The organism is Nocardia spumae (assembly GCF_020733635.1).
GTDB classification, from domain to species: Bacteria; Actinomycetota; Actinomycetes; order Mycobacteriales; family Mycobacteriaceae; genus Nocardia; species Nocardia spumae.
In genome coordinates this window covers 1297686-1310934 of record NZ_JAJFZL010000001.1, presented here as the reverse complement: position 1 = coordinate 1310934, position 13249 = coordinate 1297686, and the positions used below count along the sequence as shown (strand labels likewise).

6 protein-coding genes are annotated in these 13249 nt (G+C 69.3%); all 6 read right to left on the bottom strand.

Going from position 1 to position 13249, the window contains the following annotated elements; all coding sequences use genetic code 11:
* From LKD76_RS05035 to LKD76_RS05010, 6 genes are read right to left on the bottom strand one after another with little or no spacing between them, the layout of a single operon-like run.
* Entirely contained in the window at positions 1 to 7557 is a 7557-nt protein-coding gene (locus tag LKD76_RS05035) for an amino acid adenylation domain-containing protein (RefSeq protein WP_227979785.1), read from the bottom strand.
* 9 nt (positions 7558 to 7566) lie between these two features.
* Entirely contained in the window at positions 7567 to 9360 is a 1794-nt protein-coding gene (locus LKD76_RS05030; RefSeq protein WP_227979784.1) for a carbamoyltransferase family protein, read from the bottom strand.
* A 12-nt stretch (positions 9361 to 9372) separates the two neighbouring features.
* Positions 9373 to 10197: a class I SAM-dependent methyltransferase gene (locus LKD76_RS05025; protein WP_227979783.1), complete on the bottom strand. Its 825-nt coding sequence runs from the start codon at positions 10195 to 10197 to the stop codon at positions 9373 to 9375.
* Between the two features lie 15 nt (positions 10198 to 10212).
* Entirely contained in the window at positions 10213 to 11358 is a 1146-nt protein-coding gene (locus LKD76_RS05020; protein ID WP_227979782.1) for an acyltransferase, read from the bottom strand.
* Positions 11359 to 11360: 2 nt separating this feature from the next.
* Complete coding sequence (locus LKD76_RS05015) at positions 11361 to 13019, bottom strand: AMP-binding protein (RefSeq protein WP_227979781.1); 1659 nt, start codon at positions 13017 to 13019, stop codon at positions 11361 to 11363.
* Positions 12989 to 13246: an acyl carrier protein gene (locus LKD76_RS05010; protein WP_227979780.1), complete on the bottom strand. Its 258-nt coding sequence runs from the start codon at positions 13244 to 13246 to the stop codon at positions 12989 to 12991. The genes LKD76_RS05015 and LKD76_RS05010 overlap by 31 nt, the downstream gene beginning before the upstream one ends.
* Positions 13247 to 13249 lie beyond the last annotated feature (3 nt).

Sequence of the window (13249 nt, the reverse complement as noted above, 5' to 3'; positions counted from 1 at the left end):
TCACCACTGTGCGTCGCTGTGTAAGGCCGCTTCGAGCAGAGCCAGTTCGGCGGCGATCGGATCCTCGGACGGCGCCGGTACCGCCACCCCGCCGGGCGCGACCGCCGCGATCGGCTCCGGCGGCGCTGCCGGTTCGGGACCGGATGCCGGGTCGTCCTCGGATTCGATGGCGGCCAGCAGGTATTCGGCCGCGGCATCGATGGTCGGATAGTCGAAGCCGAAGGTCGCGGGCAGCGCGAGCCCGAACCCGTCCTGCAGGCGCGCCCGCAGCTCGACCACAGCGAGGGAATCCATCCCCAGCCGGGTGAACCCCTCGTCCGGGTCGACCGGGTGCGCGTGCTCCAGACCCAGCACCGCCTTCACCTCCGCGGCGGTGAGCTCGGCCACGAGGGCGCGCCGGTCGGTGCGCGCACCCGCGCGCACCCGCTCACGGAGCGCGGCGCCGGAGCGTCCGGCCATCGCGGTGGCCGCGGCCGGTGTTCCGTACCACGGATCACCACCGGCGGCAGCGGCGAGTTTCGGCCAGTCCACCTCGGCCGCGACCACCGTCGCACCGGCGGCGTGCAGATTGCCCGCGAGCAGCCGCAACCCCTGCTCCGGTGACAGCGGCCGATAGCCTCGCAGCCGAGCGCGCTCCCGCTCGTCCACGTCGAGCCGGGCGGCCATGCCGATCTCGGCCCACGGCCCCCAGGCGATGCTGGTGGCGGTGACGCCCTGTGCCCGTAGAATCGAGGCCCAGCCGTCCAGATACGCGTTGGCCGCGGCGTAATTGGCCTGTCCGCCCGCTCCGACGGTCGCGGTCAGCGAGGAGAAGAAGACGACGAAATCGGTCTGCGCGCCGATCACCTCGCGCAGGGTGCGCAGCCCGCCCACCTTGGGTGCGAGCACGCGCTCGAACCGGTCCGCGTTCAGCCCGGCGAGGGTCGCGTCGTCGAGCACACCGGCGGCATGCACGATGCCACCGAGCGGCCAGGGCGCCTCGGCGACCACGTGGGTCAGCGAGTCCGCGGCGATATCGGCGATCCGCACCGTCACCGAACAGCCCTGCGCACGGATATCGGCCAGCAGCTGTTCCACGTCGCTGTCCGGTGCGGTGCGTCCGACCAGCACCAGATGTCCCGCGCCTCGTTCCGCCAGCGACCGCGCCACCCGAGGGCCGATCCCGCGCAGACCGCCGGTGACCAGATAGGCACGGTCGGACCGGATGGTGACGTCGGTGCCGGGTTGTGCCCGGCGCAGCCGCGCGACCCGGCGCTGTCCGCGCCGATTCGCGATCCGCAGCTCCGGGGACCAGCGCTGGATCTCGGTGACCAGCGAGCGCAGCGACTCGTCAGCGTCATCGTCGAGATCGACCGTGCTGCATCGTAACTCGGGAAACTCCCGGCGCACCACGGTAGCGATTCCCCAGCGCGTGGTCGCGGACGGGTCGGTGACGTCGCGGTCGCCGGTGACCGGTTGCGCGCATCGGGTCGGCCACCACACCCGGATGCCTCCGGCGGCGAGCCCGGGCAGTGGCCGCACGGCCTCCGCGCATCGCCGGGCGACCTCGCGGAGGTACTCGCCGGTGTCCACCTCGGGCACTTCGGCCGACAGTCCGCGCAGGTCGACGAATCCCCGATACGCCGACGCCGCGAGTTCGGCAGGCCACGAACCGTATTCGGCGGCTGCCGGCACGGCCCGGGTGATGTTCGCCCCCTGGGGCACCTCGGTGCGGCCGATCAGGACGGTCACGGCGTCGATACGCCGTTGTCGCAGGATCTCGGCGAACCGGCTCAACCGATCCGGTTCGTCGTCGACCACCAGCAGCGATACCGCATTCGCCGGCCCGTCGTCACCGGTGCGCACCCAGTGCTGTTCGTAGGTGATGTCGGCGGTCTTGTGTGCCAGCGCCCGCTCCACCCGGTCGCGGCTGATGCGCCGCGATTCGAATCCATCGACCGCGACCACCAATTCGCCGGTGGCACTGTACATCCGGATATGGGCGGTGAACGCCTCGTCCCCGGCGTCGTGGCCACCGGCCAGCCGCGCGTGAATCCACAGCGGCCCCTCGGTCCGGCGGCCGTCACAGTAGTAGCGGTCGATACTGAAGGGGACGTAGATGTGCTCCTGCGCCCGCAACGCGTCGTTGTCGTACTTCCAGCAGCTGTTGAGGACCTGGAAGGCCGCTTCCACCAGTCCGGGGTGCAGCGGCTCCGGCCCGGTCGCCAGGCCGGCGGGACGCACGGTCCGGCACAGGGCTTCGTTGTCGCCGCGCCAGATGGTGTCGATCCAGTGGAAGGAGTTGCCGGTGTCCAGGCCCGGCACCCACACATCGCGATAGAACTCGAGGCCGGACAGTTCCTCCGGGCAGCGCGCGAGAATCTCCTCGCGACCGGTATCGGGGAGCTCCGAATCCGGTTCGGCCACCGTACTTTCCAGTGCGGTGCGAAACAGCGACGGCCAGGCCGCGCCGGTGACCCCGGCGGTGGTTTCCTCGGCCGCGCAGAGGGTGACATCCCAGCCGGATCCGTTGGGCCGCAGCACCAGCTGCGCCCGCCGGCTGCCGCCGTCGGAGACCGCGAACGGGTTGAGGAACAGGGTGTCCCGCAGTGCGAAGGGGCCATCGATATGGTTGGCGGCCGCCGCCAGCACCATGGCGATATGCGAGGCGCCGGGTACCACCGCGGTGCCGAACAGCCGGTGGTCGTTCACATAGGCCGGTGCATCGCAGGCGAACTCGCGTTCGTAGCGGATCTCGTCCGACAGCGGCAGTTCGACCGGGCGGCCGAGCAGTGCCGAATCGTCGCCGGCATCGACTCGGCGGCGCGCCCGCTGAGGTTCCACCCAGTAGCTCTTGCGCTGGAAAGCGTAGGTGGGCAGAGGAATCCGGTGGCCGAACGCGAAGGGCCCCCACGGCGTGAGACAGATATCCAGGCCGTCGGTATACAGTTTCGCGGCCGAGATCAGCAGTGCCCGCCCGAATTCGTGCGGTCCGTCGGCCGCGAGGACGGTACGCGCGCCGTGCCGGTCGGCGGCCAGCCGCAGCCGGGCGCGGTCGTCGCCGCGCCGGCTCAGCACCAGCAGCCGGGAGTGTCCGGCCGCCACGGCGGCCGTCACGCACGTATCGAGCGGAGTATCCGTCTCCCCCGCCGCCGAGGCGAGCCACAGGCCGGGGCGAGATTCCGGTCCCGCGGCGGCCGGCGTTCCCGACGCCGCCCGCCGCAGCGCGGTCGTCAGGTCGAGCGCACCGGCTGCGACAGCGGCCGCGTATTCGCCGGTGCCGTAACCGATCACCGCCTGCCATCGCAGACCACATGCCTGCCACACCCGGGTCAGGAGGTACTGACGCACCAGTTCCTCCGATACCGGGGTGTGCTCGAGTTCCGCCCGCGCCGCCTCGACCTCGGCCCGCGCGTGCCGGAGGACGGGATCGTCGGAGTATTCGGCCAGGAATCGCTCGGCATCCGGAGGCGCGTCACCGAGGACCAGGCAGACGCCGCGTCCCGCCGCTGTGTCCGGTGCGGTGAACAGCGCGGCCGCGGGTACGCCGTCCAGATAGGCGGCCAGCGCGGACCGCAGTTCCGGCACCGAGGCCGTCACCACCGCCAGCCGATGCGCATGATGGGCGCGCCCGAAACCGGTGGTGTAGCAGAGATCGTCGATCGCGATACCGGGTTCGGCATGGAGCCGGTCGAGATAGCGCCGGACCAGGTCGCGCAGGGCGTCCTCGGTGCGGGCCGACAGCCGGAACAGTCCCGTCCATCCCGCCGGAACGGGTGTGGTCGCACGCGCCGGCGCGGCTTCCAGGACCGCGTGCGCGTTGGTGCCGCCGATCCCGAACGCCGACACCGTCGCGATGCGCGGCCGGCCCGAGGGCCACGGCCTCGAGTCCGGCGATACCCGGAACGGCGTGGCATCCCACGGGATTCGGGTACTGGGCCGGGTCAGGTCGGCCAGCCCCGGCAGCACCGCGTGTTCCAGCGCCAGGACCGTCTTGATGAATCCGGCGATGCCGGCCGCGGTATCGAGGTGGCCGATATTGGCCTTCACCGAGCCGACCTCGCACGGCACTTCGCGTGGCCCGCCGAATGCCTCGGTGAGCGCGGCGATCTCCATCGGATCACCGAGCGCGGTCGCGGTACCGTGCGCCTCGACGTAGCCGATCTCCCCGGGCGCCACGCCCGCCGCCCGGTGCGCACGCCGAATGACCTCGACCTGCCCGTCGACGCCCGGGGCGGTGAAACCGACCTTGGCGGCCCCGTCGTTGTTGATCGCGCTGCCGCGCACCACGGCGACGATCCGGTCGCCGTCGCGCACCGCGTCGGCGAGCCGCTTGACCACGACCAGCCCGGCGCCGTTGCCGAAGATCGTGCCCGCGGCCCGCTCGTCGAAGGCCCGGCAGTGTCCGTCCGGGGAGGCGACCATCCCTTCCTGATGCAGATAGCCGACCCGATCGGGGATCCGTATCGCCACCCCGCCGGCCAGGGCGATCTCGCATTCACCCCGTGCGATGGACTGGCAGGCCAGATGGACCGCGACCAGTGAGGTCGAGCACGCGCTCTGCACCGTGACCGCCGGACCACGCAGATCCAGCCGGTAGGCGATCGAGGTGGGCAGGAAGTCGGGTTCGTTGCCCACCTTGATCTGATAGTGCTGGGTCGAGGGCAGCCGGGTGAAGTCATCGGCGAAGTAGCGGTGGAAATAGCTACTGGGCAGACCACCCACGAAGACCCCGGTGCGCGGACGTTGCGGTGCGCCACCGTAACCCGCGTGCTCGAGCGCCTCTACGGCACATTCGAGCAGCAATCGGTGCTGCGGATCGGTGACCTGCGCCTCGCGGGCGGTGAACCCGAAGTAGTCGGCATCGAATCCGGCGATGTCGTCGAGGAGCGCCGCGGTCCTGACATAGTTCGCCGCGGCGGTCCGATCCGCGGATTCACCGGCGGCGCGCAACTGTTCGTCGTCGAGTTCGGTCATCGTGGTGCGAGCGTCGGCGATGACCTGCCAGAACTCGTCCAGATCGGCCGCACCCGGCACCCGCGCCGCCATCCCGATCACCGCGAAAGGTCCATCGCGGTCGACGGCTTCCGTGTCGTCACCGGCGTCGCGGACCGCCGCCGATCCGGCCAGTGCCGCGGTCAGTGTCGCGACGGTCGGATATCGGAACAGATCGGTCCGGGCGATCGCGATGCCCAGGGTCTGCTCCAACGCGAGATGGACTCGCGCGACGAGCAGCGAATTGCCGCCCAGATCGAAGAAATTCGCGGTATCGGGCACGGTGTCGCGATCGAGAACCCGCGCCCAGACCGCCGCGATGGCGGCGGACAGTTCGGAAGCGGCGCCGCCGGGCGCCGAGGCCGGACGCATCGGATCGGTGGGTGCGGGCAAGTGCGCGCGATCGATCTTTCCCGCGGACGTGCGCGGGAACTCCTCCAGCACAACGATTTTCGACGGCACCATATAGGCCGGCAGGACGGCACGGACATGAGCGCGCACCTGGTCCGGGTCGGGAACCGCGCCGTCTCGGCCGTCGACGTGGCCGACCAGTTCCCGCCGTTGCGGATCATCGCCGACTATCGAGACCACGGCTTCGGCGACGCCGTCGGCCGTCCGCAGTGCCGCCTCCACCTCGCCCGCCTCGATCCGCAGGCCTCGCAGCTTCAGCTGGTGATCGGTGCGGCCGAGATACTCCAGGCGGCCGTCGGGCAACCGGCGCACCCGATCGCCGGTGGCGTACAGCCGCTCTCCGGTACCCCGGTCCGCCACGAAGCGCCCGGCCTCTTCGGCGGGATCGACATATCCCCGCGCCAGGCAGACCCCGGCCAGATGCAGCTGTCCCGGAACCCCCACGGGGACAAGCTGTCCCGCGGCGTCCAGCACCAGGGTGCGAACGTTCTCGATCGGCCGTCCGATGGTGACCGGCAGGTTCGGCCGCACCCGTTCGCAGGTGACGTCGACGGCCGCCTCGGTCGGGCCATAGTAGTTGTACAGCGCCGTATCCGGCAGCAGGCGATGGAATTCGGCGGCCACGTCCTCGGGTAGCGCCTCACCGCTGGTGGTGACGTATCGCAGCGAGGTACACGCCCGCACGCCGGGTTCGGCCAGCCACGTCCGCAGCATCGAGGGCACGAAGTGGACGACGGTGATCGACTGCGCGCGCACGGTATCCACCAGATAGCGCGAATCGCGATGACCATCGGGGCCGGCCAGGACCGACTGCGCACCGTGCACGAGCGGATAGAACAGGTCCCATATCGAGACGTCGAAGGTCAGCGGGGTCTTCTGCAGCACACGGTCCGCGACGTCGATGCGAATCTCGTCGTGCAGCAGTCGATTACAGATCGCCGCGTGCTCGATCAGCACCCCCTTGGGGCGACCGGTCGAGCCGGAGGTGTAGAGAACGTAGGCCAGGTCGGTCGGCGCCCCGGCCCGCTGCGGCGCGGGTGCTGTCTGTTCGATATCGGCCCACACCGCGTCCAGGTCGATCGCGGTGATTCCGTCCTGATCCGCCAGCCGGGCGGAGATTTCGGCGTTGTCGCACAACACCACCGACGCTCCGGAGTCGGCGAGGATCGTCGCCAACCGCGGATCCGGATCGGCGGGATCCAGCGGCAGGTAGGCGGCCCCGGCTTTCATGATCCCGAGCGCGAGCACCGGCACCCGGGCGGATCGGCGCACGCACAGGGCGACGATGCTCCGCGGTCGGATACCGAGTGTGGTGAGGTAGCCCGCCACCCGCGCGGCTCGATCGTCCAGCTCGGCATAGGTCAGCGTCGCCGTCTCGGAGATCACCGCGGTGTGATCCGGTTGCGCCGCGGCACGTTCCGCGATCAATGCGTGCAGCGTGGTCGCGGGTCGTTCCACCCGGGGGCCGGCGGACCGGTCGGTGACCTCACGCTCGGCCTCGGGCAACATGGCCAGCGCGTCGAGGGCGGCGTCCGGATCGGTGGTGACCGATTCGATCAGCGCCGCCCACTGCGACAGCAACCGCCGCACCGTGGCCGGTTCGAAGAGTTCGGCGTCGTACTCACAGCGCAGGGTGCCGGCATCGCGATCGTCGACGAAGACCAGATCACAGCCGACCACCGCGTCGAACGCCGCTTCCGCGGCGGCCGGATCGATCCGCCGATCGGCGGCGGCGCCCTGTTCGAAACAGGCGACCGTGAACAACGGATGACGATCGAATACCGGTGTGGCGCAGAGTTTCCCGATGAGCTCGTCGATGTCGTCCGGCGCCTTGTCGGCGAGGATCCGCGCCCGGGCGGTCTCCGCGATCGACGCCAGTTCACCGGCCGTCATATCCGGCCGCACCGTCGTGCGCAGGCAGTGCACCACGGGCGAATCACCGTCTGGCGCGACCACACCGAGAGTGATGTCGGTGTGTTCACCGCGGCGATGGATCAACGCGATCAGCGCCGCCAGCGCCGCCGGGCCCCGGCTCGGCGCGGTGAGGCGGTACTCGTCCCGGTCACGCAGGAAACGTTGCACCGGTGGCCGCGGGCGATCGGACGCGATGGCGATGACGCCGGGTTCGAAGTCCGCCGGGTCCCCCGGAAGATGGTCCGCTTGCACAGTCACTCGATCCACTTATCCGGCGTGTGCCGGTTCGACCAGATAATTGCCGATCGCCAGCACATCCAGCCCGGCGGTCACGAACGTCTCGAGCGCCTCGGCGGGAGTGCACACGATCGGCTGGCCCTTCACGTTGAACGAGGTGTTCAGCAGGATCGGCGTGCCGGTCTCCCGCCGGAACGCGTCGATCACGGTCCAGAATCGCTCGTTTCGCTCGCGCGATACCGTCTGCACCCGGGCCGACCCGTCGACATGGGTGACGGCCGGCAGGTCCGCGCGGAACTCCGGGCGCACCGCCGTGATGAACAACATCCAGGCGTAGGTGTCGACCTGGCTGTCCTTGATATCGAAATAGGTCGTCGCGAACTCGTCGAGAACCGCGGGGGCGAAGGGGCGGAAGGCCTCGCGCTTCTTCACTTTCGCGTTGATGATGTCGCGCATCCGCGGGTGCCGCGGATCACCGAGGATGCTGCGATTGCCCAGGGCCCGCGGACCGTACTCCAGCCGGCCCTGGAACAGCGCCGCGATCTGCCCTGCCGCGAGCCGGCGTCCCAGTTCGGCGGCGAGTGCCCCGAAATCGTCGAACCGAGTCGCGGTGCAGTCGGTCCGGGTCGCCAGCGCGGCGGCTATCTCGTCGGCACCGAATTCGGGCCCGTTGAGCGGGGTGTCGATACCCGCTATCGGCCCGGCGGATTCGCGCTGATGATGGACGTACAGCGCCGCGCCCAGTGCGGTGCCGTCGTCACCGGCCGCGGACTGGATGAACATGCGCTTGAACTGCCGGCTGCGCAGAATCACACCGTTGGCCGTGCAGTTGAGCGCGACCCCGCCCGCCATGCACAGATTCGTCGCACCGGTCTCCTTGCGGAAGTGGCGCAGTGTGTGCAGCAGCGTCGCCTCGAGTGCCGCCTGCAGCGCCGCCGCGATATCGCGATGGTGATCGGTCAGCTCGTCCTCGGGGGCGCGGGCAGGGCCGAAGAGCTCCTCGAGCGCCTTCAGCGTGCCGCGATAAGTTTCTCGGTCCCAATCGGTTTCGTTGCGGTACAGGATGGGAATCGTAAAGGTGCCGTCCGGACGTAGATGGATCAGATCCATCACCGTCGCGAAATGTTTGCGGTGATCGCCGTACGGCGCCAGTCCCATGATCTTGTATTCGTCGAGACCGAATGCGAAGCCCAGATAGTAGGTGAAGACACCGTAGAGAATGCCGAGCGAATTCAGCTCCGAGACAGTGGCGATCGGCTCGATACCGGCGTCGGATCCCACCGCGACGGTCGCGCTGTGCTGCTCCCCCATGCCGTCGGCCACCAGAATCAGCGCCTCGTCGAATCCACTCGGATAGAAGGTGCTGGCCGCGTGCGCGAGATGATGCGGTACCTGGACCAGCCGGTCGTCCCAGTCACCGCCGAAGGTGTCCGAGAGTCGGTCGAGCAGGACCTGCCGGGCGAAGACCTCGCGAAAACGTGCCCGCCCCAGCTCACTGTGCTCGAATTCCGCCCGCAGCGGTTCGTAGCAGAAACCGTGAGCCAGCACGTCGAGCGAATCGATCGAGATCCCAGCGCGCTCGAGACCGAATCGGATGGCCTGTTCCGGAAAGGCGCCGGTCGCCTTCTCTCCGGTGAACCGCTCCTCGGCGACCGCGCTGATCAGCTCGCCGTCGTGCAGCAGTGCCGCCGCGGAATCGAAACCCTGGGTGATGCGGTAGTCCCGCCACTCCAAACCCGGAAAACGGGCCTGTTTGAACGGCACGCTCTTGTGCAGACCGCTGATCCCCATGATCGACTTCGGTTGCGCGGCTGGCATTCTCATGATGGCGGATGCTCACAATCTTCGAGCCCGCGGACGCTTGCGGGCGAAATACTGGCTGGTCGAATACAGTTCGACCGCGACTTCGGTATCGGGGACGACGCGCTCCAGGAAGGCACGGTGGGCGTCTATTTCGGCCGGATCGGCTCCGGCGATCTCCAAGTAGGCCGGCACGCACTGTTCGAAGCCCAAGGCGTGCAACATCTTCGCCTCCGGCATCGCCGACACCGGTTGGAAACGGTCACTGCGCGCGATGATGAATCCGGCGTCGGTCAGCAGACGCGGCGTGCGGTCGCAGATATCGTGTGCGGCGCCGCGCGCGCGACCGAGGGCGAACCACCACTGCCGCCACAGGTCAGCGGCCGGGTCGTGGCCGGGAACGAAACGCAGCGCGCCGACATCCGACATCTCCAGCAGGAGGGCCCCGTCGTCGTCGAGCATGCGCTCCATCGCGCCGATCGCGGCGGCGGGATCGGCGACGTGCATCAGCAGGAATCGGCTGTACACCCAGTCCACCGCACCGACCTCCAGCGGCGCGTCCTCGATGCGGGCGTGGATGTACTGCACCTGGGGCAGTTCACCCACCATGCGGCGGGCGATATCGAGCTGTTCGACCGAGGAGTCGATCGCGTACACCAGCCCGTCGGGGCCGACCCGCTCGGCCAGCCACGCGGTCATGGTGCCGTGCCCGCAGCCGATATCGGCGACCGTCGCACCGGCGGTGAGTCCAACGGATTCCAGGAAGGCACGGGAACTGGGGTTGTAGTGCTGATCGAGCAGGGCCAGGCGCGCCGCGTCGCGATCGCCGACGGCCATGCTGTAGGTCATCGCTGCAGCCATGCGGATTCGCTCTCTCTACGAATGCCGAGCCGGTTCGTGCTCGAGGGTGGACGTCCAGTGCAGGCTGTGCGTCCGCTCCGGATCGGGCAGCAGGTAGCACCCGTGCTGCCGCGGCCGGCGACTCGGCGTCACCAGACGCGCCGGCGGTCCGGCTCCGAAGTCCAGCCAGGAGGCCGGGATTCGGGACAGATCGCTCACCAGGAATCCCGATCGCGGCGGATAACCCCACACCCGCGCCAGCCCGTCCAACCCGTGTACCTCGAGGAACACCTCGAGTTCGGCGACCGCGTCGTCGATACGTGCGGGCGCCGTCGCGATCTCGTCGCGCACCCAGGCGGCGATCTCGGGCACCGAAGCGCGGCGAACCCGCTCGGTCTCGACATCGAGCAGGACCTGGATGAACCCGTTGCCGAAATAGGTGGGGCCCAGCTCCCGGACGTGGCGGCGGATATCGACCGGGCAGGCGAGGGTCACCTGTTCGGCCGCACTGGCCGCGGCGTAGTCGCGAAACAGGCTCGCCGCCACCAGATCCGAGGTCGACAGCGGCGAAGCGGCGGCCTGCGCCTCGAATTCGGTGAGGTCCAGCCGTCCGGTGCCCACCTCGAGCTCGGGCAGTGCCGCATCCGGCTCCACGAGCACGAATCCCGCTCGGCGCAACGCCTCCGGATCGACTCGATCGCGGGTGCGCGCCTGCGGCCGGGTCAGCACGGTGCGATCGCAGCGCGGCGCCAGGAACCGGGCACCCCGGGCGCGGGCCGCCCAGGCGGCCAGGAAGAAGAACATGCCGTAGCCGTCGGCCAGTCCGTGTGACATCGACAGGCCGACGGCCGTGCGATGGCCACGCGTGACCACCCGGCCCCGGGCCAGGACGTTGCCCTCGCCGATCTGGACCGGGTCGAGGCATTCGCTCAGTGGGGCTTCGGACTCGGCCACCGTGGCGCGAATTCCCGGTTGCGGATCATCCACATCCATCCCCAGTGTGCGATCGTCGAGTCGCACCAGTGCCGCATCCGCGCCGACGAATTCGCGCGCGGTCTCCGCGTAGGCGCGGACGAGCTGGTCGGGATCGAGTACGGCATCGAATTCCACCACGAACTGCAGCGGACCGGCCATATTCGCCGTCCACATGTGGTCGACGGTCGACAGCGGTACCGGCGCCATCGTCAACTCCTCTCCAGTGCGTCGAAGTCGCCCTGCAGCAACTGGTTCCACATCACCCGCCGGCGCGGTTTACCGCTCGTGGTCCGCGCGATGAGGCCCCGATCACCGATGAACAGTCGCAGCGAGGTGTCCGTCCCGAGCTGCCCGGCCAGCACCTGCCGTAGCCGGACCGGTTCCACCGGCCGATCCTCGACCAGCACCGCCACCCGCGCGGCGCCCAGGGCGTTACCGGCCAGCACCACCACCCGATTGGCGGGCACACCGAAGGCCTCGGCCACGGCCGCCTCGATATCCTCGGCGTAGACGGTGCGGCCGCGCACCTTCACCGCATCACCGACCCGGCCGATCGGATACACCTGCCCGTCCACCAGCAGACCGGCGTCACCGGTCGCCAGGGCGCCGTCCTCGGCCCGTGCCAGATCCCGGGTGCCCTCGGCCGACTGATAGTCCTGAGCGACACTGAGACCACCGACGATCAATTCGCCGGGCGCACCGGCGTATTCGTCGCGATCGTCCAGTCGCGCGGTCACCCCGTCCAGCGGTGCACCGCAGCCCACCAGCCAGCGGCGCCCGTCGTCGAGCGGCGCCGACATCAGGTCGTACGGTCCGTCGACCGCACCGGAGTCCGGGGTCACCGCGGTCACCCGCACCGGTTCGGCCGGACGCAGCCCCGATACCGCCAAGGTGCCCTCGGCCAGTCCGTAGGCCGGACACGGTGTGCGCGAATCGAATCCGTAGGGGATCAGTCGCTCCGCGAAGTTCCGCAGAATCGCCGGATCGATACGTTCGGCGCCGACGATCATGACCCGCCAGGGTTCGAAATCCATTCCGGCCAAGGCCTCGTCGGTCATCTTCCGCAGCAGATATCCGAGTGCGAAGTTCGGTGTCGCGGTGATCGTCGCGCCGTCGCGGCCGAAACACGCCAACCACGACAGCGGGTCCCGAATGAAATCGAGCGGTGTCATCGCCTGAATGTCCAAATTCAGGATGGTCGGCGTGATGATGCAGCCGATCAGCCCCATATCGTGATACGGCGGCAGCCAGGTCGCGATCCGGTCGGTCGGCCGAAACTCCAGCCACCGGTCGATGGCCGCGCAATTGGCTTCCAGATTGGCCACCGAGACCCGCACCGCTTTCGGCGATCCACTACTGCCCGAGGTGAATTGGAGCAGCCCGATCCGATCGGGCGTACAACCCGGAAGTTCGGTGAGCGCCGGCGCCGCCTCCGAGTGTCCGATCAGCGTTACCCCGCCCATCGATTCGATGACCGGATGGACCACCGCGGCGAGCTCTTCGGCCACGATGACGGCCGACGGCGCCGCCGCGGCCAGCAGGGCCGACAGTTGCTGCCGATACGCCGACTCGTTCTGCAACGGCAGCGGCGGCGCCAGCGGGTTCGGCGTCGCACCAGCGGCCAGCACACCGAAGAAGTTCGTCATGAATCGGTCGGGAGCCGATTCCAGGATGGATACCACCGCCCCCGGCCGTACACCGGCTTCCAGACAGGCCGCGGCCACCCGCCGCACCTGCTCGGCCAGCCGCGGATAAGCGACGTGTCGCCATTCGCCCTCACCGGCGATGGTCCAGCCGCGCTCGTCCCCGTCGTAGGCCAGCCAATCCAGCAGACCGGTCACGGTTGTTTCGCCCGCAGTGCGTCGCACACCATCTGCTCGATATCGCCGACGGTGACCGCATCGGTCGCGCCGGAGTCGCCTCCGGCGTCGATCCCGAACCGCACCTGGATACCGAGAGCGAGCTCGATCAACGCCAGCGAGTCGTAGCCCAGCCGTTCGGCCAGCACATCGTCGGTGGCCAATTCCGCCGGAGGTTGCGGTGCGTGCCGACGGACCAGCTCACGCACCTGGTCGCGCACTTCATTTTCGTCCACGAA